Origin of the sequence: Pseudoalteromonas sp. BSi20652 (genome assembly GCF_000239855.1) — a bacterium.
Taxonomy (GTDB): Bacteria; Pseudomonadota; Gammaproteobacteria; order Enterobacterales; family Alteromonadaceae; genus Pseudoalteromonas.
On record NZ_BADT01000220.1, the window covers coordinates 11,772 to 36,610 of the forward strand.

30 protein-coding genes are annotated in these 24,839 nt (G+C 45.4%); 1 reads left to right on the forward strand and 29 read right to left on the reverse strand.

Translation table 11 applies throughout. The features are described 5' to 3' along the window. Positions 1 to 47: 47 nt before the first annotated feature. The 29 genes from P20652_RS01790 to P20652_RS01650 form a co-directional block, all read right to left on the reverse strand. Positions 48 to 272, reverse strand: a complete 225-nt coding sequence (locus P20652_RS01790; RefSeq protein ID WP_008172250.1) for a hypothetical protein — start codon at positions 270 to 272, stop codon at positions 48 to 50. After that, positions 265 to 1,962 carry a hypothetical protein gene (locus P20652_RS01785; RefSeq protein ID WP_008172252.1) on the reverse strand — a complete coding sequence of 566 codons (1,698 nt, stop codon included), beginning with the start codon at positions 1,960 to 1,962 and terminating at the stop codon, positions 265 to 267. The genes P20652_RS01790 and P20652_RS01785 overlap by 8 nt, the downstream gene beginning before the upstream one ends. Before the next feature lie 5 nt (positions 1,963 to 1,967). After that, positions 1,968 to 2,282 carry a hypothetical protein gene (locus P20652_RS01780; RefSeq protein WP_008172253.1) on the reverse strand — a complete coding sequence of 105 codons (315 nt, stop codon included), beginning with the start codon at positions 2,280 to 2,282 and terminating at the stop codon, positions 1,968 to 1,970. After that, complete coding sequence (locus P20652_RS01775; protein WP_008172255.1) at positions 2,282 to 3,235, reverse strand: hypothetical protein; 954 nt, start codon at positions 3,233 to 3,235, stop codon at positions 2,282 to 2,284. The genes P20652_RS01780 and P20652_RS01775 overlap by 1 nt, the downstream gene beginning before the upstream one ends. A gap of 3 nt (positions 3,236 to 3,238) precedes the next feature. Beyond that, positions 3,239 to 5,350 (reverse strand): hypothetical protein, encoded by a 2,112-nt coding sequence (locus P20652_RS01770; protein ID WP_008172256.1) that lies wholly within the window; start codon positions 5,348 to 5,350, stop codon positions 3,239 to 3,241. Between the two features lie 10 nt (positions 5,351 to 5,360). Then, positions 5,361 to 5,723: a hypothetical protein gene (locus P20652_RS01765; RefSeq protein WP_008172258.1), complete on the reverse strand. Its 363-nt coding sequence runs from the start codon at positions 5,721 to 5,723 to the stop codon at positions 5,361 to 5,363. Then, positions 5,720 to 9,322: a tape measure protein gene (locus tag P20652_RS01760; RefSeq protein WP_008172261.1), complete on the reverse strand. Its 3,603-nt coding sequence runs from the start codon at positions 9,320 to 9,322 to the stop codon at positions 5,720 to 5,722. Before P20652_RS01760 ends, P20652_RS01765 begins: the two co-directional genes overlap by 4 nt. Before the next feature lie 81 nt (positions 9,323 to 9,403). Then, positions 9,404 to 10,153 carry a hypothetical protein gene (locus P20652_RS01755; protein WP_008172263.1) on the reverse strand — a complete coding sequence of 250 codons (750 nt, stop codon included), beginning with the start codon at positions 10,151 to 10,153 and terminating at the stop codon, positions 9,404 to 9,406. A 1-nt stretch (position 10,154) separates the two neighbouring features. Then, positions 10,155 to 10,574: a hypothetical protein gene (locus P20652_RS01750; RefSeq protein ID WP_008172265.1), complete on the reverse strand. Its 420-nt coding sequence runs from the start codon at positions 10,572 to 10,574 to the stop codon at positions 10,155 to 10,157. Beyond that, positions 10,574 to 11,002 carry a gp436 family protein gene (locus P20652_RS01745; RefSeq protein ID WP_008172267.1) on the reverse strand — a complete coding sequence of 143 codons (429 nt, stop codon included), beginning with the start codon at positions 11,000 to 11,002 and terminating at the stop codon, positions 10,574 to 10,576. Before P20652_RS01745 ends, P20652_RS01750 begins: the two co-directional genes overlap by 1 nt. Then, complete coding sequence (locus tag P20652_RS01740; RefSeq protein WP_008172269.1) at positions 11,003 to 11,485, reverse strand: HI1506-related protein; 483 nt, start codon at positions 11,483 to 11,485, stop codon at positions 11,003 to 11,005. Positions 11,486 to 11,552: 67 nt separating this feature from the next. Further along, positions 11,553 to 12,461, reverse strand: coding sequence for a Mu-like prophage major head subunit gpT family protein (locus tag P20652_RS01735; RefSeq protein WP_008172271.1), 909 nt, complete (start codon positions 12,459 to 12,461; stop codon positions 11,553 to 11,555). Beyond that, the gene (locus P20652_RS01730; protein WP_008172273.1) at positions 12,461 to 13,630 is read right to left on the reverse strand and encodes a phage protease; all 1,170 of its coding nucleotides are present in this window, start codon (positions 13,628 to 13,630) and stop codon (positions 12,461 to 12,463) included. The genes P20652_RS01735 and P20652_RS01730 overlap by 1 nt, the downstream gene beginning before the upstream one ends. Positions 13,631 to 13,729: 99 nt before the next feature. Further along, a complete protein-coding gene (locus tag P20652_RS01725) occupies positions 13,730 to 13,987 on the reverse strand; it encodes a hypothetical protein (protein WP_008172275.1) in 258 nt (85 codons plus the stop codon). Next, positions 13,977 to 14,291 carry a hypothetical protein gene (locus tag P20652_RS01720; protein ID WP_008172278.1) on the reverse strand — a complete coding sequence of 105 codons (315 nt, stop codon included), beginning with the start codon at positions 14,289 to 14,291 and terminating at the stop codon, positions 13,977 to 13,979. Before P20652_RS01720 ends, P20652_RS01725 begins: the two co-directional genes overlap by 11 nt. Then, the gene (locus tag P20652_RS01715) at positions 14,281 to 15,441 is read right to left on the reverse strand and encodes a hypothetical protein (protein WP_008172280.1); all 1,161 of its coding nucleotides are present in this window, start codon (positions 15,439 to 15,441) and stop codon (positions 14,281 to 14,283) included. Before P20652_RS01715 ends, P20652_RS01720 begins: the two co-directional genes overlap by 11 nt. Before the next feature lie 137 nt (positions 15,442 to 15,578). Beyond that, the gene (locus P20652_RS01710) at positions 15,579 to 16,034 is read right to left on the reverse strand and encodes a phage virion morphogenesis protein (RefSeq protein WP_008172282.1); all 456 of its coding nucleotides are present in this window, start codon (positions 16,032 to 16,034) and stop codon (positions 15,579 to 15,581) included. Then, the gene (locus P20652_RS01705; RefSeq protein WP_008172284.1) at positions 16,034 to 16,228 is read right to left on the reverse strand and encodes a hypothetical protein; all 195 of its coding nucleotides are present in this window, start codon (positions 16,226 to 16,228) and stop codon (positions 16,034 to 16,036) included. Before P20652_RS01705 ends, P20652_RS01710 begins: the two co-directional genes overlap by 1 nt. Continuing rightward, positions 16,225 to 17,706: a phage minor head protein gene (locus P20652_RS01700; protein ID WP_008172285.1), complete on the reverse strand. Its 1,482-nt coding sequence runs from the start codon at positions 17,704 to 17,706 to the stop codon at positions 16,225 to 16,227. The genes P20652_RS01705 and P20652_RS01700 overlap by 4 nt, the downstream gene beginning before the upstream one ends. Next, positions 17,707 to 19,272, reverse strand: a complete 1,566-nt coding sequence (locus P20652_RS01695) for a DUF935 domain-containing protein (protein WP_008172286.1) — start codon at positions 19,270 to 19,272, stop codon at positions 17,707 to 17,709. A 151-nt stretch (positions 19,273 to 19,423) separates the two neighbouring features. Next, the gene (locus tag P20652_RS01690; protein WP_008172288.1) at positions 19,424 to 21,028 is read right to left on the reverse strand and encodes a terminase large subunit domain-containing protein; all 1,605 of its coding nucleotides are present in this window, start codon (positions 21,026 to 21,028) and stop codon (positions 19,424 to 19,426) included. Further along, a complete protein-coding gene (locus P20652_RS01685) occupies positions 21,021 to 21,617 on the reverse strand; it encodes a DUF3486 family protein (RefSeq protein ID WP_008172289.1) in 597 nt (198 codons plus the stop codon). Before P20652_RS01685 ends, P20652_RS01690 begins: the two co-directional genes overlap by 8 nt. 2 nt (positions 21,618 to 21,619) lie before the next feature. Continuing rightward, complete coding sequence (locus P20652_RS01680) at positions 21,620 to 21,919, reverse strand: hypothetical protein (RefSeq protein WP_008172290.1); 300 nt, start codon at positions 21,917 to 21,919, stop codon at positions 21,620 to 21,622. 36 nt (positions 21,920 to 21,955) lie between these two features. Then, entirely contained in the window at positions 21,956 to 22,270 is a 315-nt protein-coding gene (locus P20652_RS01675) for a DUF2730 family protein (RefSeq protein WP_008172292.1), read from the reverse strand. Between the two features lies 1 nt (position 22,271). Continuing rightward, positions 22,272 to 22,490 carry a TraR/DksA C4-type zinc finger protein gene (locus P20652_RS01670; protein WP_008172294.1) on the reverse strand — a complete coding sequence of 73 codons (219 nt, stop codon included), beginning with the start codon at positions 22,488 to 22,490 and terminating at the stop codon, positions 22,272 to 22,274. A 15-nt stretch (positions 22,491 to 22,505) separates the two neighbouring features. Continuing rightward, positions 22,506 to 23,099 carry a hypothetical protein gene (locus tag P20652_RS01665; protein ID WP_008172296.1) on the reverse strand — a complete coding sequence of 198 codons (594 nt, stop codon included), beginning with the start codon at positions 23,097 to 23,099 and terminating at the stop codon, positions 22,506 to 22,508. Next, positions 23,096 to 23,371 (reverse strand): hypothetical protein, encoded by a 276-nt coding sequence (locus P20652_RS01660; protein ID WP_008172297.1) that lies wholly within the window; start codon positions 23,369 to 23,371, stop codon positions 23,096 to 23,098. Before P20652_RS01660 ends, P20652_RS01665 begins: the two co-directional genes overlap by 4 nt. Beyond that, complete coding sequence (locus P20652_RS01655; protein WP_008172299.1) at positions 23,361 to 23,624, reverse strand: hypothetical protein; 264 nt, start codon at positions 23,622 to 23,624, stop codon at positions 23,361 to 23,363. Before P20652_RS01655 ends, P20652_RS01660 begins: the two co-directional genes overlap by 11 nt. Continuing rightward, complete coding sequence (locus P20652_RS01650; RefSeq protein WP_008172301.1) at positions 23,624 to 24,223, reverse strand: glycoside hydrolase family 108 protein; 600 nt, start codon at positions 24,221 to 24,223, stop codon at positions 23,624 to 23,626. Before P20652_RS01650 ends, P20652_RS01655 begins: the two co-directional genes overlap by 1 nt. Before the next feature lie 166 nt (positions 24,224 to 24,389). Between P20652_RS01650 and P20652_RS01645 the strand changes: the two genes are divergently transcribed. Continuing rightward, positions 24,390 to 24,806, forward strand: coding sequence for a hypothetical protein (locus P20652_RS01645; protein WP_008172302.1), 417 nt, complete (start codon positions 24,390 to 24,392; stop codon positions 24,804 to 24,806). The last annotated feature ends 33 nt before the right edge of the window (positions 24,807 to 24,839 follow it).

A 24,839-nucleotide genomic window follows, 5' to 3' on the forward strand; every position in this document is an offset into this window, starting at 1 on the left:
ACGCAAAAAATACAACTTTATTGAAATAATTTCAATAAATAAAGTGCTTATATCTCTATTTCTGTATAGGGCAGTGTTGGCGCTGAACCCATAACACGGCCATTTTCTACATAGGCAGCACCAGTAGAGACGCTATCACCTAGTACAACACTTTGGCTGCTATCACTGTATCTAACTAATGTTGTGCCGTTCGTGTTTACTGTAACAACGGTTACTATAGTGCGTTGTGTTTTATCTAGGACTGAGCCTAGGCGGTTTAGGGTGTTAGACATTGCTGATCACCTTAACAGTTTGATTAACAGTAATAGCCCCTGAATCGTTAATTGTAGCGCTAATTTCAAGGCTGTCGCAGGTTGCTTTATACGTCGCATCGTTATAAGTCACGCCCACTAGCATGCCTGGTCTTATTGGTGGTAAATCGTTTAGTAGCTTTGTACGTATGGTACTTAAAATTTTATTACCACTGTTTGCTAGCTCATAAGTACCGCGTTGCCTTGCTGCTTGGTTGTCTGTGATTAGTGAGTCTACTACATCGTTTGCAAACTGATCTCCCAGCGTTCCTGTGCGTTTGATTTTACACGCTACGCCTTGCTGTTCGCCGCGTACAAATACCGCGTTATGTGCCTGGCTGATTGTTTGGCTAGTGTTGTGCTCAAGTATGATTGAGTCGTTTAGTATTACATCACTAATGGCACTTTCTGTGTCCCAAGGCATAACAGGCCATGCAGGAATAACAGAAACTATTTTATTTGCGTTGTCTATATCTAACATTGCCCCTACCGACTTTGCCACACTCAAAAGCGCCGCTGCGGGGGTTAAATTAGTATACGTAAACGCGCCAGTTGGGATTGAATAATCAATCATTTGATTGTCAAGCGACCACCCTGTATTTGCCAAAATATCAGACATGATCCCCGCTAACGTTTTAGCCGTTGGGTTGGCGTAGTTTGTAGCACGCGCATAAGGGGCTGATAAGAGCGCAAAACGGCCCCTACAACTTGCACTATAGCTAGTACTTGCAAAACGATTGGCCGTGCTTGGTTGCTCGCAAATCACATAAAAGTCATAGCCATTTATAGAAATTTTAAGTTCTTGGCCCAGGGCACGTTCAAAGTCAATACGAGAACAAAATCTAAGGGTCGCTGTAGCACTAAACTGGCCTCGCGATACTGAGTAACTAACGCTGCTAATTAGTATTTTTACGTTGTCTGAAACGCGTACGCAATTAATGGTCGGCTGCATAATGTATGTATTCCTAATTTGAGGCTGGATAGGTATTTTTCGATCAAGTGTTGGTATGTCGTCATCGCCACGAACCAAGCCACCAGGCAAGCCCCAGTAACACACTTTATCGGGGTTGCTAAACCGCATGACTAAACGCCCATTTTGCAACGTTGCAGGTTCTGTAAAGTTTAAACTTACATAGCCCGCAAAAGGGTGACTACGCCAATAACAAATATATTCTTTATTTGTTTCGCCGTAGTGGATTATCATTTCTTGGGATTCTAAAAGAGGGTTTACATGCCAGGTTAATTTACGCTCGCTAACACTAGTATTTAGATGAGTAAGCCAACTAAAATCCCTTTCAATATGCTCAATAACTGAATTGATTTTATACGGTATTTGAATGGTGTTAGATACGTAGTCATTACGTGCCCATATAACCTTATTATTTGTGCTAACTGACTCGTTAAATTGCCAGTTTAAACTAAATGCCGTAGGTGCCAATTCAACGCGTTTAAACTCGGTTTTAAACTCAGTTTTAACCGGTTGCCCTTGCCATAAAACCGCCTTAACTTGAGCGCTTAAAGCTGGCTTAAACCAACCTAAAAACGACTCTACGCCAATGTTTGCTTGTTGTATTGGTAATGTTGGCTCTAAGGGGCCTGAGTTATCACCAAAACGAATTATTAACGGCGATACGTTAATTTTATATGGCTGAGTAAAGCGTAATTGTAACATTAGGCTTAAGGCTCGTATGGCTGCGGATTAGTCGGATCAAACGTAACTAAATTAATGTTTAAAGGCTCTACATTATCAGTGACAGCGGCATTAAAATTACCGTTATCGTCAAACATTACACACATTAAATCATTTAAGAATAAATATTCTTTAGCTATAAAAGATGAAAACCTACCTGCTATTATTTTTTTGTGTGAAATAAGAGCACCTGTTTTTCTATTAATTACCATCAACCTTTCGGCTGCGGGATCGCAATCGACATCTATAAACCCTGTCGCAATGGGTTTTAAAGGTAAATATTTCAAACTAAAACGATGCATTACCACTGCTCCAAATTTATCCAAACACAGCATGTACCGCTCGCCACAGTGGGTAATAAATAATGATTTTGTGAATCAAGCTCTTTAAATACGGGTGGAGTATCACCAATGTAACCCGGAGCATTAGCAACAAAAGCCCCTGGAAGTAATCCTCTAACAAATGGGTGGGTGTTCGTTTGATATTCAGAAGATGATTCAATATTGGCGCTTCCCATCAATAAGTACATTGGTGATAAAATACTAATATCTGCCTCACCAGAATGGCTACCATTTACATAAGTATATGTTCCAAAAAGACTTGAAAGAGAAAATTCGCTCCGTGAGCTACTTGCATCTAGTGGGTGCAATGTTGATATTTTTTCCAGATGAAAACCGGAAAACCTATATAATAATGATGCGTTCCAGTTGGTACTTGAAAAATCTTTTTGCCCACCAACTAGAATAAATGTGGCAGGATCATTAGGATAAATAGACTCAAAATCACCCATGAAAAATGAAATGCTATATCTTGATGATGTGAAATTGGTTGTCATTGCTGAGGGTGAATAACAAAAGAAATAAAAAGCTTTCGCTGTGCCTATAATCACCCAATTACTGATTGTATTGCTTCCGCTGCTGTACCTATCATATACATAAAAAGGGCTTTCCCTGCTATAGGTATCTTTACTTATATAATCTTGGGCTGCCCTTATTTTTGTCTTCTCTGAAACGTTATCAGATGGTGCAGAGAACATAACAACTCCACCACTACCGCCTGCTGCTAAATCATTTTTAAACGCAATATATGGCGGATCTGCTATTTCCTGTTCAACAGTCCAACCAAGCGGGGATTTAGAGCCATAGCCCTCTACTAAACACTTTTTAATTACGTTCATATACTCACTTGGGCTGCCGTCCACCACTTGCGGTGCACCTGCGTCATCCCATCGGTAAACTGTTACTGCTTGAGCCATAATTTAGTCCTTATTTCCACGAAAACTAAGTGTTGAATTGTCGCGCACTATTTCAGAGTGCCCGGGTGAAACTGAGCGTGTAACCATTATTGGTTTGCTTGCTGCGAGCGTTTCAAATAAAAATGCTTCGCCTGGGTTTAAGCCTGCGCCAAACGCGTCTTTACGTAATATAAAATACGGTGCGCCTGCAAAGCTGTTGATAGGCGTACAGTCGTTTAATGTGTCACCGCTGTAAATGTTGCCCACTGACTCACCTATCACGTTGTAAGCTGTGGACGATGTAAACACAATGGCCCAGCGCTGTACTATTGCGCCTATGTTTGTAAGCTCGATTGGGTATTGGGTTGTGTTAATCGCGCTCGATGCGGCCGCGCCAAAATCAGCAAAGTTATTTTGCCACGCCGCTAATGTGCGCTCGTCTTTTGTTTGTGCCTGAAAGTCACCTAGTACCTGCACGCTGCTTACTGTTGCCCCTGCTGGATATGTGCGGCTTAGCTTGGTTAATAAGCTAACTTGGTTGCTATCAATGGCGTTTATAAGGGCTAATTCTGACTGAATGGCGGTAATAATATACGGCGCTGTAAATGCGCTTATTCCTGCGTTTATTGTTATTTCGCCGGTTGCACTGTCGTAGCTGTAGTTTTCGTCTGTTGCAGACCACAGGCTGGCCCCTTCACTGTCTACAATGTCAATAAAATCGGCGTCGGCTAACACATTAATGGTTTGGCCGTTTGTTAGTGTACTGGCTGTAGAACGCGCTCTGTTTTGAACGCTTACAGGGTTAAACGTATGAAAAATATTAACCGTGCCGTTGTTAGGTAATGTAGACGTATCAAAGCCACCAGCGGGAGCCGGTACAGTGGTTACTTCAACCTCGTTATAGTCGTATGTTATTGAGTTTGGTTTTACTGCTTCGCTAAAGCTAACATCAACATAACCCGTTGCGCTAACTGTGCCTGTGCAATTGGTGCCTGTAATGTTGCCGCTTAAGTCGCTTGAGGCTGAGAACGTTGTACCCGTGGCGTTTGTAAATGTAATATAAAGCGAGTCACGGGCAAAGCTGCTATTAGGTAGCTGCCATTGCTTGGCACTAATAGTACGATCGCCTTTTTCAACCAGTGCCCCTAAATTGTCTGATACGGTGCCTGAGTAGTCCACGGCGTCTACTTCGGTAATTATCGCCGTATCATAATCAATGGTTGCAAACACGTAACCTGCGGCAATAAAGCGGCCTTGGCCGTCATCGGTATAAACCGTCACGTCACCCGATTTTTTTAACCTTACTGACCCTTTTATAACCTTTTCATTTGCACCTAGTGTAATTGTTTGGCTGTCTGTAAATGAGTGAAAACGCACGTCCTCATCCGACATATAAAACAACGTAAAGTACTGGTTTTTAGATACCGATGGATCTAACTGCGCAGATACAACGCCATTTTCAAAGGTTAGCTCGCTCTGGCTTAGTGACTTGGTAAATATGCCCAGCTGGGTGCCATTTGATGTGCCTTGACCGTAAAAACGCTGATATTGATACTCAGCATAATAGTGTGGGTCGGCTAGCAGCATGTCGGGTACGTCTATATTTACCTCTGAAATACTGCCATAGCTTAATACGCGCTTAGTTCTGTAAACGCTAAACTGCTCCGCCTCTGGTTTTAACCCTATTTTTGAATTAACTGTTTTAATGCTGGGTGTAAGCGAGCGCGTTATGTTTTCTACGCTAAGCGCTTGCGAGTCTACAGGGGCCTCTGCGGTTAGGTAGCTTGTACCATGAAACTTAGTTGTATCTATCGACAAATAAGGCAGCATTTGCGCCACGGTGTCAGTGTCTTTAAGCTCTTGGGCCTCTACCAGTAATACGTTTACCAGTGCGTCGTCTGGTTGATCACTTAAGAATATGTGCGCGTCTTGTAATTTACTTGCATCATCGGTGCTCAGTGCTGGGTATAACTTCACTAAATCAAATGATGAACGGGCATGATCAATGTCACTGATTGAGCTAAATACATCGTTAAGTTTACCGCTAACAATGGCGTTACTTGTTCGGTGTCCGCCTGCGTGTAGCTCGTTACCTATGCGCTGTGGCTTAAATATTTTTAAATCGGTTCTTTGCATTATCGGGCCTTTAAACAGTTTTTAAACGTAGGTTTACGTTTTGAAAATAGGTCGGTGCTGAGTCTGAAAAATGCGTATGCGGCGTGCCCTCTACCGGCTTTTGGCTATGGTCCCACACCACAGTAAATGCAGTACCGCGTATTGATATTTCAAACTGGGTAAGTGTTGTGCGGGCGTGTTCAAAAAGTGGGTTAAACACGCTGGCCGCTTCAAAGTCACTGTATAAATTGATTGAACGCCCAGCGGGTATAATGGTTTTTTCAATGTGCTGAGCGCCATTAAGGGCACGTTCTGATTGCTCAGCAACGGCTATGTAATCGAGTTCGTCTAACCAAACAAAGTTATCTAATTGCTGGGCGTTAATTACTATCATTGTGTATTACTCAGTTGCTCTAATGTTTGCAAAAAGCGCTCTTCAAACTCACCGTAAATAAGCTGTTTATTTGGCAGAACAAGCTCTAAGCGCACGGTTTTAAGTGTGTTACTGCTACTCGTACCCGCAACTGGCTGAGCTTTTAAAGCTGCTGTTAGCTCTTTTACTACTGCGGCTAAGCTGTTTAAAGCGCTGTTAGAGGCTGAATTAGACACACTATTAGATTGCGCATACGTTGGGGTTTGCTGGGTATACGTTTGTGTGGGTGCATAGCTAGGCGTGTAAGCCTGTGATTGACTTACTTTATTGCTGGGCTTTAACGCTTCACGTCGTGCTTTAATTGCATCGTTAATTATTTTTTTATTTTCAGTGCCTAACTTGCTCAACTGCTGGTTAAGCTCTTTATAGATTTTATCAAGATCGGCATTCGTTTTGGCGGATGCAACACTTCTTTGGTACTTCTCCAAATGCCCAGTTTCATAACCCGCTCTTTGTCTTTTGTTGCGTTCGGCTCTAATCTCGGGCGTATCTAAGTCATATGCATTTCGACCATTCTTTTCTTGGTAATCGACTACTTGGCTAACGCTTGCGCCTGAAGTTTGGCTTCGTTGACTATAGTAACTTTGAGCACTTTGTGATGCATTTTGGTATGAGCGAGATACATTATCTAATTGTCCTATTTGCTCACGTAGGCTTTTAGTTGCTGAGTTGGTGGCATTTACTTGCTCTTTGGTGGCCTGCGTGCCTGCTTTGGTTGCGTTGGTGGCAGCGTCTTGTGTGTTTTTAAAATCACCTAACAGGTTGTTTACCACATCAAGAATGCTTGCTATCCGTTCTTTTTTCTCGTTGTAATCTTGAGCTGTAATTGAGTTATTCTGATATTGATTTTCAAGGGTTTTTAGCTCGTCTTGTAGCTCTTTATTCTCAGCATTTAGCTGTTGTAAGTTCATGCTTTCAATTTCACGAACTCTAGCTAAATCCTCTTCTTGCTGAATAACTAAGCCTGTTTGTTTATTTAGCGCAATTTGAGCAATACGCTTTTGCTCATCTGATGCCGTTGATTCATCCATTATTGCTTTATTATTAGCAATCGCCGCTTTTGTTTTATCAAGTTCAGCAGAAAATTTACTTACGGCTTCGCTATTGGCATCCGTAGCTGGTTTTAATCCATTGGCCTTTTCTATCAGTTTGTCTAGTTCTTCGGTAAGCCCAAGCGCGGCAGCTGCGGCTTGAATACTTGAGGGCACAGTTTGATCGGTAGCATCTGCGGCTTTTATTGCTGCCTCGGCCCATTTTAAATACGCTTGTTGCTGAATAGCTAAAGGCTGTTCAGACTCTTGCATTAGCTCATACGCGGCACGTAGTTTGTTAGCCGTATCGTCAAGTGCTTTAACTGAGGTTAAACCCAGTGCCTCGTAGGCTTTGGCTACATCGCCTGCAAATATTTTTTGACGATCTAATAACTCGCCATGCTCAGTAAACTTAACTTTTAGCGCGTCTAATACAACTAACTGGCCCTGGTATTGTTCACCGGCAGCAATAATAGCAGTACGGGCCGATTCAATACTTTGTAAAAAGCCGTCAACGCCTACTGTTACACCGTCAAGCGCGGTGGCTTGCTGCTGTAATGACTCTATGGTTTTAATGGCTTCGGGTAATGTTAGGCTTAAAAACGCTTGGCGTTCTTTTTCAGCGGCTAAGGTTTTAGCGGTGGCCTCGGCTACTTTTTGCTGCTGGTACTCAATATTTATATAGCGCTGGTTTGCTTCATCCCAAGTAAGTGTGCCGGCTTCTATTAGCGCATCTAACTCGGTCATGTTGGTAATAACTAAGCCTGTTGAGTCAGATAATGATTTTAATTCATCGGTGAGCAATTGCGCTTGCTGGGCTGATTGCTGTTGTGACTTGCGTAGCGCCTCTTCGGCTACGAGTAAGTCTTTGTATAAAAAACCAACCTCAATTAATTCGCTAATTAACCAGGTATATAACCCCGCCTTAGCAACTGTTTTAAGGGCAGTGCTCCACTTTGCAGCGGCTATGCCTGCGGCGTTCGTGGCTACCGTAGTGGCACCAATGGCCGCTGTGTAGGTTCTCAGTGAGGCAATGGCTGTAGTGGCTCCGCTGATCACACTACTAAAATAGGTGCCAACCTTAAGCGCTAACCACACTTTGGCAACGGTGGCTATTTCTTCGCGGTATTCGTAGAGCGTGGTTGCAGCGCCTTTAATTGCTTCGCCCGTACTTACAATGGTGTCACTAATTTTTTGCGCCCACTCTTGCAAGCGCCCATCTGCGGCCATGGCTGCAAACTCGGTATTAAGGGCCGTTATATTGGCCTTTAACCAGTCCATTGCGCCACTTTGCGCTATTAGGTTATAAAACTGCTCCATGTTGTCTTTAGCGTTCGATACTTGCCCGCTAAAAAGCGCCATTTGTGCCGCAGCTGAGCCAGCACTTGCGCGGCCCATTTCATCTATTAAACCTTTTATTACATCACGGCCTAACTGGCCTGCGCTTGATAGCTTTTGCAGCTCAACGGTATTTTTACCTGTGCTTTTTTCTAATAGCTCCCAAACAGGTATACCCCGTTCAATAAGCTGTAGTATTTCTTCGCCTTGTAATTTTTGTTTTGCCCAGGCTTGGCCTAATGCCAGGCTTACGCCTTCTACTTCTTGAAAACCACCGCCTAACTTTAAAGCTTGGTCAGTAATGGCCTGCATGGTGCCATCCATTGGATCAAGGCCAAAGGCTTTAAGCTTTACAAACGCCTGGCTTACTTCACCCATTTGCAAAGGGGTATTTTTGGTAAAGTCTTTTACCCACTCGGTGGCTTTTTCTCCACCAGCTATACCACCCATTAGCGCCTGCATTTGCACGCCTAGCTTTTCAAACTTATCGCCTGTGGTAAATACTTGGGTTACTGCTTGGGCCACACGGTCAAGCCCCACATAGGCTGCGGCTAATGCGGTTACTTTGCCTATTACACCGTCTAGGCTTTGTGCTTGGGTGCGCTGGGCTGTGGTTCCTGTGCGTAAATTATTGCTAAATTTATCAACTGAGCGGCCTGTTTTATCAAACTGGGCTGCTAAATCGCGCTTGGCTGCGCGTAGGTTATTGGTGTCTAAATCTGACTTTTTAAGGGCATTTTGTAGTGCTGCGTGCTTACTTGTTTGCTGGGTAAGCTCGGTGCGCATTTGCGTTAAATCTTTTTCTGCGGCATCGAGTGAGCGTGCAAGCTGCACAAAGGGTTTGTCGGTGTTTTTAGCTTCTGCTTGAAGTTTATCAAGGGCTAATGCTGCTGCGGTTGTGGCAATTTCTTGTTGTTCTAATTTTTGTTTTGATTGCTCAAACGCACGTATTAGATCAGCTTGGTTAGCTAATCCGTCTAATTCTTTGGCAAGCTTACCGGCTGTTTGACCGGTTTGTTTTGCACTGGTGTCGGTGTCGTCTAATGAGTCGCTTAGGCTTTTGGCGGCTGGATTAGCGGCATCTGCGCTTTGCTCAATATTTTCAAGCTCGGTTACAAGCTGCTCGATATTTTGCTTGCCGGTGGCCTCGGCAACTATGCGTAGGGCTAATTCTAGGGTTTTATTTGCCATGGTTTTAACTCAGTTTTAAACGGTGTTTAAATAGGGAATAAAAAGGCTCAAGGGCTGAGCCTTTTGGTACGAGGTAATTGATTAAGCGTCTAGCTCGTCAATGTAGTACGGCTCTGTTTTGTTTGCTACCAGCTTGGCTGTTCCTTCAAGGGCAGCGGTTACAAACTCACTGCTTGCTAAATCAAGCTCAGAGGTTGGCATCATTGACGTGTCGTAAATTTCAAAGTTAACTTGCTTACCATTGGCTAAGTTTGTGCCCTCGCCAAAAATACGTAAGCGCGTTTGCGATACCGTTGCACCGTTAATGCGTTTACCAGTGCGAGCGTTGTAAGAACCGCTTACGGTAATACTGCCGCCTGCATCCAATGCACCGCCTTTAATGGCGCGTATCATACCCAGCGCAAAGTTAAACTCGTAATCAACACCCGCAACTAACGTTACTGCCGCTTGCTTTACTACTACGTCGTTTGTAAAGTTTTGTCCTGGTACTGCAACCCATGACTGGTTAGCCGGTAATGTTACAGCTTGGTCAGTTAATGTACCGGCTGCGTCGTTAATGGCAGCTACATCGCCCATAAGCGCAAGTGCGATCATTTCGGCTGGCTGGTCGTCAAACTCCCATGTAATAACCGTTGGCTTGCCTATTTTTACGTCATCAAGTGATTGGCCCTTAGTGGCTTTTTTATTTGATGTACGTACAACCGAATCGGCTTCGGCCTTAATGCCTAGCTTAGTGGTGTTAATTGGGCCAAAAATTTGGCCGGTGCTTATGCCTTGCTCGTTTAAACGGTCTACAAAAATGTTGCCCGCTAGTAAAATACCGTCGCTCATATTAAAGCGCTCCTTTAAGTCTCATTTGACAAGTAAAAGCCAGCGGGTAATACGCATGGCCTTTGGTGAATTGGGGTTTAGCTGGGGTGTTTACTCTAAGCCATGGCCCCGTGCCGTTAAGCACTTTGCCCGCCATAGCGCGAATAATGTTAGTTAGGTGCTCACCTGCGTTTGTGTCTTGCTTGCGCACTACCAGTACAACAATCCATGTTTGGGTTAGCTGCATCAAATAGCCGGCGTTTTTACTCTCTGGTAAGTTATCGCCGTAGTACATAAGGTGAATGCTAGGGGTTGTTTGGCGGTCTTCTTTTACGTCGGCTAGCTCGTCGCTTAGGTAAACACGCTTAATGCCTGGTACTTGTTCAAGTGCCTGTTTAAGCGGATTTTGAGCGGCAAAATAGTCGGTTGTAATTTCAAACATTAAATAAACCCCTTTGACTTTTCACGTGCAAACACAGTGCCTGCGCTTTGTATAGTGGCGGTGTCTTGCACTTTTGCGTCCTCGCCTAGGGCGTTTACGCCTATGCTTAACTCGCCTTTAGCTACTGAGGTTAAAAACTTTACTGCATCCTTGTAGCGGGTTTCTATGTGCTCTGGGGTGTCGTTTGTGCCTAACTTATAACGAGCAATATCACAACAAAATTGCTCAAGTAGGTTAGGAACCGTTACAAGCGGCAATTCGTAACGCCCAGCTAAATAGCCGTTAATCATGTCGCTTGCATCGGTAATGGCCTGCTCAATAACTGCGGTATTAATTACACCAGCGGGGGCGTCGTCGCGTTCACTTAAATAAATAAGTTCTTGCTCACCAAAGCGCTTTTGCATTGCGGCTATTGTTGCGTAAGGCATTTATTCTCCCTCGCCTGCTTTAGCTGCGTTTTGTAGCCATTGCCATGCTTCATCACGCTGTGCGGCAGGTACTTTAACTTTAACTACCTCGCCCTCGGTTTCGCCTGGCGCTTCATAAGCCACCTGCTCAACAACTGGCTTAAGCTCCATTTGTGCATCAATCATTAATGCAATAACGGGTTGTAGCTCAATGGGTGCTTGGGTGTAATCAACCTGAGTGTAGAGTTTAGGGGCATCTAAATTTGCACCCAGGTTATCTGCGTCCAGCTGTGGGTTCTGCGCAGTACTCGCATCGAGCGGTACAGCTTGCACCGATAAGCGTGGATCATTTTCAATTGCTTCAAGCTGCTCTTGCGTAAGCTCGATAGCGTCAATAGTGTTTTTTCCGCTTGTGTGGGCAATACCACCGCGACGGTAGCCTGTAGGCTGCGTGCAATGCACAATGATAGATGCAAGCGCAGTGAGCTTAAGGTTTTTAGCCATTTCATTATTACTCCTGGTTTAAAGTATGGGGCTATACAGCCCCGTACTAAATAGGGTTTATGGGTGGTTAAAGGTAATCAGCTACGAGTAGCTCTACACGGCCTTTAAGTTCGTTTGAGCTGTTTGAATCAAGCTCACGCTCTAACATGCGGGTTGCTAGCTTTTCCATGCTTGCTGGTACAACTAACATGGTTGGCTTAATACCTAACTTACGGCCACCGTCGGCAGTAAAGCTGCGCATTTTTTCGATACTGTCCCATAGGTTATCTGGTGTTAATGCACGTTTATTAGCAAAGGCCAACTGCCAAAAACCAAAGCCTGCTGCATCGCGGCAATCAACGCCGTAACGGTATTCTTTGCGCGTGAATACGGCTTCGTCGTCCATTTTTGTCATGGCAAGCAAGTTAGGCATTTTGCGCTGTTGAAAAATAAGCGGCTTAAGGGCTTTAGAGGTGTCGAGCACGTACCAGGCATCCCCTGTGTAATCAACATCAGCCGCCATATTTGCAGTAGATACCGCAGTACCTGTGCCGTCGGCATTTGGGTAAACTGGGTGTTCTTCATCAAAATAGTTTTGCCCGTCGTAGCACAGCGTTGTAAAACCTGCTGCTAATAACGGAAAAATCATTTCGTCTGGGTGAATAGCTGCGGCGTTACCCATTTCTTTAAAAATAGGTGAGTACACGCCTAGGTTGTCGTCTTCAATGTCGTTGCGGTCTACGCCTACCGTTGACTCGTAATCGTCGTTGGTAATGGTGTACGCCTGCGATTTCATACTTTGAATATTACGATCGCCAATCCATTTAGCCAGGCTTGGGAACTTACCCAACCAGCCATAGGTATTACTGGCCGATGTAGATTTAATTACACTGGCAATTTTATTAAATTGCGGCATTGCTTCTGATTTACCTTGTTCAAACTCGGTTTTAAAACCAGTAAACAATGCGGTTAAAAGTGCTGGGGTCACTAAAGCCATTAGTTTTGCTCCTGTTTAGCTTTGGCATAAGCCGTGTGCGATAGACCTAACTGGTCTGCTGCATACTTTTCGTCTGCTGTGAGTGCTGCTAAGCCGTCTTGGTTTTGCGCGGGCTTAGGTGCGTGAGTGGTTTGCTTGGCCGTTAAGCTTGCAATAGGTGAACGGGCATCTAACACCGCTTTTAACGCGGCTATGCCTTGCTGATTGCCTAAACTTATTAGGTACTCTTCTTCGCTGGCAATCACGCGGCCATCTTGTTTGGCTTTGTTAATTTCTTGCTCAACGGTTTGGTTGTCGCTGGTGCTTTTAAGGGCAACCATTTCAGTGTGCAGTGCGTTGTAGGTTTCAACCGGCACGTACTTAGCTAAATTAACCTCATTAGGGCTATTGGCTTTTAGTGCTGCAACGGCATCGTTGGCGTTACTTAGCTCGGTTGTGAGCGTGTCGGCTTCGTCGGCTTTGGCCTTTAAAGCAGTGAGCGCTGTTGTTGCTTGGGTGTAGTCTGCATCGGTGATTTTTTCACCATCCACAGTTATACCTAGCAAGCTCAGCAATTTTTGAGCTGCATTCATGGGTGTATCTCCATTGTTAACATGGGTTTTAGAAGCTTTTAAAACCGCTACTTTGTCCATACCGTCTACCGCTGGGTCGTTGGTAAGGGCAAAGTGGCGTAACTTGGTTGGGCGACCTGTTTGTTTGTCGTAATGAAAAACAGGGCTTATAAAGCGGTATTCATCGTTTTTTAGGTGTGCGCGTGCGCTAGGTGTCCAGCGTACATTTAGGGCATAAAGCCCCTCACCTGGTACGTACTCTAAGTCGCTTGGGTTAAACCAGCCACTTGCTGGGGCTGGCTTGCCGTTTTCTTCGGCGTGTAGTGTTTGATGCTCGTAGTCAAAGTGGTAGTCGTTAGTACGTGTGCTGGCAGTGCTTTTAAGTAGCTCAAATGCGGCTTGGTCTAGTAGCCAGGCATTAGCAGGTACATCGAACGGGCGTCCATCGTGGGAGTTAAAATAGCCGTCGGGCATCACCATTACGCGCTCGCTTATGCCTTGCTCGTTAATGTCGCTTGCAAAGCGGCACGCAGCAAAGCCTAGGTCGGCGGGCTTGCTAGCTGATAAAACAGCGAGTCCTATTGTAGTTTCTAGTAAGCTTTGGAATGGTTTTTTCATGGCTGAGCACAGTTTGAATAATCTGTGCTCAGTATGGGTTTAGATTTGAATTGGTTGGCCGTGCGGTGTTTCGGGAATTTACAGTGGGGTTAAGGCCGGTTAAAAGCCTTGTATAATCACCTCTGTGTTACTTGCCGATGTTACCTCAAACTCGGTTATATCGCCAACCTCTAGTTTATTTTGGCCAGTTAACTCGCCTAACTCTATTTGATTGGTTGCCCCTTTAATTTTGTATTTAACGCTGGCCGCTGGGCCTGCCACAATAATTGAGTAGTTATCGCAGGTTTGTGCGCCTAAATCGTTTTGTGTAATGGTTAGCGCCGTAGCGCCTACAACAAATACTTTGCTAAATAGCATGGTTGTTCTCCTGGTTTGTATCGGGTTGGGGTGGGTTAAAGTGCGCAACAATTTCACGCGCTTGATTGATATTGCAAATGAATGGACCTATCTCACCGGCATTCATAGCTTCAATAGTGTCTTCGACAGTTAAGTATTTAAACTCAGTATCGCTATATTCAGCTTCAAGCTTTGGTAAGTCACTGCCTGAAAAAACTAGAAGCCTGTAACCGCCTACCAGTGGCGCATTAGACCATCTTTCATTTAGTGAACTTTCCCAACCTTCGTTGGTCACTAAAGCGTATTTTTGATTATTAACTGGCACTATATAACTGCTCCCAAACGTCTGTACTAAAATTAATCATGGTGGCATTAATATCGCCCACCGTGGCAAGTTGTGTAGCGCCCTGTTCTCTGTTGGTCAATGGTATTTCATAAACTGTCCCGTCTGGGGTTGTTAGTTTAAACGATAATAATGCACCACTAAGATACCATCTGTTATTAGGGACATCAGCGTTAATATAGTGGACAGACATATTCGCCCCCGTAATCTGATACTTGACCGTATGTACACCTACTGCGTCAAAAGGGTATGCTGGGGTAATTTCAAAAGCTCCATCATCAACAGATATTTGAGCGCTTATTTGCCCTCCTCTCCTATACGCTAAGGTATTCCCGCCTTCAGTATCAGGAAAACTAGCAGTACCGCCCCCACTGGCTGAAAGTACTGCCCCATATGATTTTGAGGTAATACCGTAGGTTTGTAATTCAATCAGAGTACCAATTGGTGCGGGTATTGGTTCGCTAAGCTCCCAATATTGCATTATACCGTCAGTCCTTGCCCCATAAACGTCAGTAAGGCGTGGTAATTTTTCCCATACATCTTCTGTGTAATTAAGCATTGTCGCGCTGATATTACCCACCGTTGCAAGTTGTGTTGCCCCTTGTGATTTATTGGTTAACGGTAAATCAAGCAAAAGCGTACCATCAACGTCATAATGTTTAATATTATGCACCGCACCAGACAGATAATATCTAAACAGCCCACCGTTAGCAGCTGCTCCAAATTTATCGGTGCTAACTGTAAAGCCACTTTTAATCGTTGCTGTTATTTCATGAGACAACCCATCATACCTAAATGGGTCTGCAATGATTGCGGGCGTACTACCATCAAGGCTTAAATCTGAAACATGACCATCACCTGTTCTAAAATGGACTTGCCCTCTATCATGTATATTAAGACTGTCGCCATCTTGACCATACTGCCCGAACAATGTCATTCTTTCATTTTCAGTAGTAACACCGTAAATAGAAAGCTCTATTCTTTGCCCTTCAGTTACAGTAAATGGGCTTGATAAAACCCAGTGCTGGCTAAATCCATCTAGCCTTGCCACCCACTGCTCTAAATTTGTTGGTATATAACTAAATGCACTTCTTATGGCGTTGGTGAGTGCATTTGTAAGTGCTGGGCGCATTGGCTACCCTCCTATTAACTAACAACCCTGTTTAAACACTGTTTAAAATTAAACGTAAGGCTGTGTATTTAAAAACTCGCCACATTATGCCAATTAGCGTTTATATGCGCTTAAAATGGCATACAGGCGTTTATGGTTTAATTAATTAAGAACTCGCTGAGTATCTCAATCACTTCTTTTTCGTCATCGCTTGACAACCCTAAAAATGGCCGTGCGGGTATAGCGGCTAAACGGGGTGGCATATCGCTTGTACCACCAAATTGGTGAATAGCGCCGTATTCCATGTTTGTACCAAACTCTAGTGATTCGTCCCCGATGTTATAAGCGAGTGTGTCGCGCAGTATGTCGTTTAGCCTGAGTATTTTATCTTTGTTCTTTTTTTTGCTTTTGGCATAGTCGGGGCTAAGTGCTTGCCATGGTGTGCCGTCGGGGCTGCGTTGCTCGTCAAAGTGATCGCGGTGGGTCAACATTAAATGTTCCCCCACGTTACCCAATGCGGGCGCTAGGTTATTGGCATTTTTAATAAGCTGGGTGAGCACGTCGCTTACGGCTTGTGCGCCTTGGGTGCTTATTTGTATTTTAGCGCCTGCCATTACACTAGCCCCTCGTTAAAGGCTTGCATGTGTGTTTGCTGGTCTAGCCCTGCGATTAGTGCGGGGAGTAGGTCGGCTATTTCGTCGGCCTCTTGGCCTTTGGCGCGTTTTTCAAGGTGCGCAAAATCGCGGCACGTTTGTATGGTGTACGGGGTTTGCTTTAGTAGCTGCTGCGTTTGCTCGATTAATGTCATCGTCTTTTTTCCTGTGATTTGGTGGCATCTTTTACTAGTTGGTCTATCCAGCTTACAAGCTCTGGTTGCCATTTTTTAAGCTCTTTGCGAGCCAGTGCCCAGGCGGTAAATGCCTCGGCAAACTCTTCGTATTTGTTGGCGGCTCCGTAATAGGTTACGGGTAAGGCGTTTTTTAAAAAGGCCGGTGCGCCTGCGTAGTAATGCACTTGGTGCCCTAGTTCGTGTAGCCATGTGGCTACCACTGCATGTGCTTCGTTTTTATCCAGTGCGTTAAGTGTATCTGATATTGTGTGATCGCGTTTTAAGGTTTGTCCATTGTGCTTAAAGCTGTACTTACCTGCGTTGTTAGCGGCGAGCCTTACGGTAAGCGCTGCGGTGTCTTGCACGGCTTGCATGTCTACTTTGGCTAAGTTTTGGCTGGCTTTTACTTTTACAACTACGTGCTCAAACCCCACTGAGGTAAACCCGCCTACCCGTTTAGGGCTTCGGGTGGCGTATTGCATGCGGGCGTAAAAGTCATCTACGCCTAAGTACTCGCCTACGTCACTGCGTATGGCTGCATTTGCTTTAGAGCCTGCGCTCATTTCGTTACTTTTTACAAACAGGGTTTTAGTTTGCTTGGCGGTTAAAAAGCTGTTTAAGCCGTTAAGTACTTCGCTATCGAGCTGGGCTAATAGTGGGTCGAGCTTTAATGCTGTGACGTTTTTAGCGGTGCTGTAAGCCGATGGCACAATGCGGGTTGCTTGGTAATCTGCTACGCGCTGTTTAAGCGGTGGTTTGTCGGCCACTTGCTTTTTAGCCTGGCTTGTTAGCTGGGCGGTGTTTTTTGGGGTGTAGTCAAAGCCCGGATCAATACCGCGTGGTAGTTCAAACTCTTCGCCTGTTTTTTTGTTGGTCCAAGTGTAGTTACCCTCATCTGGCGCGGTGCCTACAGTTAGGCCACGGCGTTTAAGCTCACGTTCGCTTAGGCTAAACTTTTTACATTTACAGCCCCAGCCATTTTGTGGGCTGTGGGTATCCCACCATGGATGATCAACCGGTAAAACCAAGTTATTCCATTTTAAGTGCAGTACGCGCGGGGTTTCACTATCGCCGTGTTTGTATAGTGCATAAGGGCGTGTGGCTTTAAGCGTTTGTATTTGCCCCTCGCGCCCTGCGTTGTAGGCTTGGCGTATATTGGTTTCGTATATTAACTGGCTGCGCCATGCAGGTTCCCCGTTATGCTCCCAGCCGTAACGCGATTTAATGTTGTTAAACTCGTTTTGAAACCAGCCCAGGCTTTTACCCTCGCTTATGGCTTTATCGACTGAGGTGTAAAAGTCGTTAAGCATGTCGGCTTTGGTTACACCTGCGACCATAAATGCGCGGTTATGGGCGTTTTGCCAAACATCATCCCAACTGCTGCTAGGGGTATTTAGCTTTTGCCTAAAAAACTTTATCCCGTCTTCAAACGGCAGTGAGCCGTATCTAACAGCCATTTAACGCCCCTCATCCACTTCTAGTGCGCCTAGTAACTCACTGGCTGCCATGGCCTTTGCCATTAGCTCGCTAAAGCCCTCTGTGCTTATTTGTGGCTCTAGTTCTAGTATGCCGTCGCGTATTTCTTCTAAGCTGCTGGCGTTTTTAACCAACTGCGTTACGGCATCGCTCATGCTGTTTAAGTGAGTTTGTGCTTGTGCGGCCAGCTGCTCGGCTACTAGGTCGGCGTTGTCTTTTTGCGGTGTATTTTTAAGCGCAGCAAACCCCTTAAGTGCGGCGCTTGGCTCTGTTGGTGCGGTAAGTGGTGCAATGCTTAAAATGGCTTCGCCCTTTTCTGGTAGTGGTATTTGGGTTTTTTCGCTTACCCAACTTACCGGTACTGGGTAGTTAGCCTCGGTAAGTATTTTAAGCGCGGGGGCAAGTACGGCTATGTCGTCGGCTTCGCTGGTGTCGAATTTAAAGCGAGGTATACGGCGTGCGCCTGAGTAGCTTTTAGAGTTAAGCGCGTGCATTGGGTAAATAATATCGCGCGTTATGGTGTTGGCTACTTGTTTTAAATCGCTTTCGGTTATGTCGTTTAGTACGTCCATATGCACACTGCCCAGCGCGTTGGTGCTGGTTTTGCCGTCGGCTTGGCTGGTGAGCGTTGCCCCTAATACGGCTTTACTTTGAGTGGTTTCACACCACTTGATCATGGCTTCAAATGGGTCGGCTTGGCCGTTGGCTGCATTTTGAAAGTCGATTTCCATACCCTTGGGAATTATACCGCCTGCGTTGTGGCCGATGCTAAGCACGGCACGTAACAGGGTGGCTTTTTCGTCTTCGCTTGCGCCATTGGGGTATTTACCTAAGCGTAGCGGTAGGCCGTAAATTTCTAAAAATTCGGCTAAGTCGCGTATTGAATAGTTTTTAAATAAGTACGGCCATGCCACGGTTGAGGTTAAACCGGTGCGGTGTATATAACCCGACTTACTGCGGTGAACGTGGGCACACCAACCAAACGGGTTTAGCGCTTGGCCTGTGTAGCTGTTGTCGCGCAGCATAAGCTGGTTGCGGTTGTCGGGGTGGGTTTGAAATAGGTTTTGGTCTCGAAATTCGTAACCGGTAATAATATGCTCGCCGTTATCAAACGCCCAGTTAAGCTCGTTACATGAAAACGATTTTAATATTGCATCGCTGCAATCAAATAGTAGGTCGTCTAACCAGGTGGCATCTTCAAGTATTTCTTGAATTGCTGCGGCGTCTTTTTCTTCTTGCTCTGTTGCGTTGCGCGGCGGTTCTACTGACCAATCGTATTTAAGCCAGCCTCTGCGGCGTTTGGTTAGCTCGCTAAATAGGTGGCCGTCTTTGTCTTCCATGTCTTTTGCTAGGTCGGCCATGGCCGATAAGTCTCCGGCTTCGGCATCTTTTAATAGTTGCGACAATTTTGCAGGGGTAAGTGCTTCGCTCGGGTGCTCGGCGTACTGGCGCATTAACATGCCAATGCGGCTGTCTTGCTCTGTTTGTACTTGCTTAAAGTCGGTTGAATTTAGCGGGTTGCCGTGAATGTCTACTATTTGGTTCATGCGGTTACTCTTATGATGGGCTTAACGCTTAGCACGTATACGTCTAGCGTTTTTGTGTGTTGGTGGGCCTGTGGCAAATTTGCGGCGGTTATATCAAGCTGCTGCGTTTTAGCTGTAAACAGCTCTTGGTAACTAATTCTAAATCGGGGCATTACCACGCTGCCTTACGATCACTTGCTAGGTCGTCGCTGTGGTCGGGGCGCAAGCTGTTAGCACTTTGCTGGGCTTTGCTTGGCAATGGTGTAAATTCGATGGCGCTGCCGTCCATTTCGGCTGCCCGTATTAGCATGGCAATTGATACGGCGCTATCGCCGTGGCGTTTGTTGCCATCGGTGCCGGTGTTTTTGCCTTTATCTACCTGAGCAATACCGTTTTTAAGTTTAATTTGGCCTAGGTCGTCTAGTACGTCTTGGTCTTTGGGTAGCGTGATGTTGTTAGTTTCAAAGTAGTCTTTTAGTTTTGGCATCCACTCGCGATACCAAGCTTGTGATAAATGCACGCTATCGACTAGCTCGGTGCCGTATTTAAGGCTTGCAGCTTCGGCTAAGTAGCCGCCGTTACCTGTGGCGTCAAACGCTAGGCCGCGTAGTTTTGGTATGCGGTCACAAATATAGAGCATGATTTGCTTTTGCTGCTCGTAGGTTACGTTGCGCAGCTCGACCATAAAGGGCACGCTTAGGCTGGTGTCTTGGTTTATTTCACCAATACTGAATACGGTTAAATCGCCTTTGCGGGCAAAATCTTCACCAAAGGCGTGAGTTAGATCAGGATTTAACCTACTGAGTAAATCATCTATGTTTTGCTTACACCATGTGGCTACGTCTTTTACGCGCTGGTCTTCTGTCCAGCTTTCAAAGTCGGTGGGGGCTTCATAGCGCAGTACTTTGCAGTCGTCACTTAAGGCACGTTCACGCAATCGGCGGCTTAGGTATTGCCCTGCGCCTTGGCTTGGTACGCAGTATAGCTCTTCGTTTGCGGCATCCTGTGTGGGGTAAAAATCAACTTGGTTAGCTAGCCATTCGTCTTCTTTTTCTTGCGTCCATTCTTGCCCACTTACCAAACAAATGCGTTTATATAGGCCGTGTTTTAGCGCTTTATCAATGGGGATATGATGCACGGAATACTTTTTAGTGCCGCGCCTAGCTTGGGTTATTAGGGTATTAAATAGGTTATCTACCCCGTTATGGGTTGAAATAATACGTACTCGACCGCCCCACATAGTTAAGGCCATAGCGGCTTTTAGTACTTCGTCTAACTTGTCGTGGAATGCGGCTTCGTCTATTACTACGTTGCCTTGACGGCCACGCAAGTTACGTGGGTTAGAGCTAAGCGCGACAATTTTTTTGCCTGTATTTGGGAATTTAATTTCAAAGGTGTTGATTGATCGCTTTGTGCCGTCGGGGTCTTTTTCTTCAAAAATGCCCTCTTCCACTTCACCCATAACCATGTTGAGCTTTTGCGCCCAAAATGCACAGGCGTCTATAAACTCCTTAGCCATTTCTTTGTCTGAGCCAAGATAGTAGGTGTTTTGGCCGTTTGCGGCTGCCGCTGCGCTTAGTACGTCGTCGAGTGCTTCGGCAAAGGTTAACCCAGTACGGCGCGACTTTTCGGCAATTTTTACTATTGCTTTGTCTTCCATCCATGCTTTTTGATAGCCAAAAAGTATGTCGGTGCCCATGGCAACCGCTAACGAACCTGCCACTTTACTAAGCGGTAGCTCGTTGGTTTGGGTAACGCTTTGCGCGGTGCTAGTCATGCTTTAGCCCTAATATGTCGCGTTTGAAAAAGGCCAGCATGTCGTCTGCGGTTTGCGGTAAGTTTTCGTTTTTAACCTTTTGGTCTAGGTCTTTGGCGAGCTTTTGCGCGTAGGCTTTTTCGATTTCTTGCTGGCGTTTGTGTGCGGCCATGGCGGTTTGCTCTAGGCGCTGGGCTGCTAGCATGGCATCTTTTATGGTGTCGATGTCTACCGCTGCGTCTTCGTCGGGGTTCATCATTTGTTGCTGCATAGCACGGAACAATTGAGAACGGCCCATTTCTAAAATTAGCTTGGTGGTATCGCCTGTGGGCTTTTCGCCCAGCTCTGCGGTAAGTGCTTTAGTTGACTCGCGCAGGTCGCGTAGCTTTTGGCCTATGGCTTCGGTTTTTTGCGCATGGCGGCTTAGGCCACTGCGGCTAATAGTTGCGCCCTCGTCTAAGCCTGACTCAATAATAAGGCTGTTTACGGCGTCGAGTATTTCGCCCTGGCTAAAGCGTTTGTCGCGTAGCATTGAGTCGAGCTGCTTTTTAATGTCTTCGGGCAGTAAATCAACTTTGCTGGGCTGGCCTCTGCGGATTGACTCGCTCATAGTTAACCTCGTGGCCCAGGGCGTTTAATGCCGGGCACTACGCTTATGCCCTCGGCTACGTCGATGCCTGATTGCGTTATACGGGCTACCCATGTGTTAGCACTGAGTTTATCGAGTGTTATATAGCCGTTTTGCTCTAACCAATTGAGTAAGGTTTTAAGCTGATCGCGACTGCAACCCAGTGCATAGCGCTGTAGTACATCGGCTAGCATGCTGGTATTAGCGCCAAAATCGGCGGATTCTTTTAGCGTTATAAGTATGCTAATTCGTTGGTGCTCGGCTTGAACTTGTAACATTGCCATGGTGGTTTTTCCTGAATTAAATGTGGGTTAGCCTGCTTAGCTGTCGTTGCTGCGCGTGCCTCTGAGTTCGTTTTCCATTAGTAGGTCGGTTAAGCGTTTTAGGTCGGTGAGCTGTGGGTTTAGTCCGTCTATTTTGCCGCTCACTTCTATTAGGCGTTTATCAAGTTCGTGTAGGTCGTCGGCGTTGGGTAGGTCTTCTACTGTTTTTTCTACGGCACTTAAACGGCTTTCTAACACCTCATGCACCTTTTTAGTCACAAAGGTACTGCGTAGCCATGCCAGTGCGCCAGCGCCTACTATGGCTACACAAACGGTTATAAATGCTTTTTGCCATTCAAGAATAAATTCCATGCTAGTGCCTGTAATGCTGTTGTTGTATTTCAATGAGTGATTGGCAATCGACACAGGTGCTACAGTTTTTAACTGCGTCACGGCGTTGCTTTGGTATGTCTATGCCGCACTCTTGGCAGTGCATAAACGTCGCCCCTGGTTTATTTGCTTGTTCGCGTTGAATAGATAGCGCGGCATCTAGCAGGTGTTGTTCTGTTTTTTGTGCGTCGTCGATTGACATCAATAGCGATCCTTTTTAAAGGGTTAAAATAATCTCTGGCCCCAGCGAACCGGTAAGCAAAGGTAATTTATTTGTTTGCGAAAAATCGGCGGGGGTGTGTTCGTTACTAGGAACCAATTCACTTAAAAGCCCTAAGCGTTGGTAAGCTTCTGCAACCAGTTCTGAGCAAAACAAACTTGATAAGCATTCTTGGTTGGCGCCTAACAAACCGTCGTAAGCTGACTTTATAAGCTCAATTTTATTTTGCTCGTAGGGTCTATTGGCAATGTCTTTACGAAAACAATTTAGCTTTTTTAAACTGGCTGAGTCGGCTTCAAACCCCTGTAATTGGCGCACTGCAATTTGCCCGTTGTATTTGGTCACTCGTTCACGTAACGGAACTAGTTGCACGCCTTGGCGGGCTTGACCGCTTTGTAAGTCTTTAATGTTTGATAAGGTGGTTGACTCCCACACACACACAAAGTCATATTCAGGCAATACAAACACCATCCCCACATGTGACCACTTTGAACCAGTGGCGAACTTAATCCCTGTACTAACAGGGCCTTTACCGCTAAACAAAACAATGTCACCTGTTTTTAACGTTGTTCTTATATCTTGGTATTTCATTTTTTATCTTCCTTACAAAGTAGGCGTTGGCGTTTGTGCTCTTTTTTAATTGCGGACTGCAAGGCGTTCCATACCTGTTTAGCTTTTGGATTGTTATTTAACATTTTGTTGGTAAATGACTCGGGGTGCTGTGAGTCGTACTTTTTACCCGTGGCCTCTTCGTAGCTTGGCTTAACTACGTGCTGCTCTATTTCACTAAATACTAAGGTAAGTGCTAACTCTTTAATTACGGTGTTTTGCGCTGTGGTAAGCGGTTTTACTTTAGCGGCCATTGGATTCTCCAAAACGTTTTTTAAGGGCTTCACGGGCGTTTTTAAAGCTTTGCTGGCCGTCTACCCGTAGCTGTATGTCGATGGCTCTAACTGATTGCCAACCTTTATTAAAATGGCTTTGCATGGTGCCGCAATGACTGTGCATTGGTATTTTGCGCGGGTCGAATGGCATATTGTGCATGCGCGCATCTACCTCTTGCTCCATGCGTTTCTCGCGGCCTTTTTGATAGGACCAATCCCAATTTTTACCCATTAGGCCACCCCGCTTAACTGATTTACTGCAAATTCAGTTACATGAGCTAGGCGGTTATACCAGCCCTCTAAGTTTGGTTTTTGGCTTGAGTCGTTTGCGCAAATACGGGCGTACTTACGGCCACGGTTTACGCTGAGCAAAACGGTTAGGCTAAGGGCTGGGCGTTCTAAAATGGCAGCTAGGGTTTTTGGCCCCATGCGACCATCGGGCTTTGAGTTGACTAATCGCTGGGTTAATTGGGTCATGGCGGGTGCGCCGTGCTGTACTGCGCCATCTAGCAGCATAAAGTCAACACCTGCGGGGCTTTGCTCGCAGTGCATGGCACGCCAATAATCACGGTGATACAGGCTAACCGCTTGAGCAAGCGTTAGGTTTTTAATATCTACATGTGGGTAAGCGCGCTGGCTTATACCGTATTTGGTAAGGCCGCCACGGTCTGATGCACCATTATTTAACCCGCCATCGCTGCGCAAGCCACCCTCTAAATACAAGATAGGTAATATGCACTGGGCAAATTTAAGCGAGTACGGGGCAAGCGCGTTTTGCACTTCGGGCACTTGTTTAAAGTAATTTAAGTTGAGCGGGTTGAATACGAACATACCGAAAAGCCTTGTTGTTTTTCGGTATTGTGGGGGGTTGTGCTTAGGTGTTGGCCGTGCGGGATTTCGGGAAAATTTAGTTAAAAAGTAGACAACGGCAATAAAGTTTTTTATGGTACTGCAAGTTTGATTTTTTCGCTAGTTACTATTTAAAAGGACTTAATTTATGAAATACCCTGCTCTTGCCTTACTTGCTTTGTGCGCCTTACCAATCCACGCAAAAATTTACCAATGTATTGTTGACGATGTGCCCACATTTAGCCAAACGCCGTGCGCACCGGATGCTAAAGAGCTGCATTTAAAAGTAACAAAAGCCCCGGATACACAAGGTGTAAGCAATGATATTTTGCAACAATGCACTGAGCTTGCAAAAAATAGCGGCGGCTGGCGCGATCCTAATTCGTTTATGGTTGTATCGCATGAAAAGCAGTGGCGCAATGATGCTAGCGGCGCTAGATTGGTTTTAGCTATGCAAGTTAATGCTAAAAATGGTTATGGTGGGTATGGTGATTCTAAGCCGTTTAATTGCTTTTTAAATCACAGTGGTACGGGTTTAAGTACTGTTCAAAGATGGGTTAACTAGTAATAAAAAAGACCGCATAAAGACGGCTTTTTT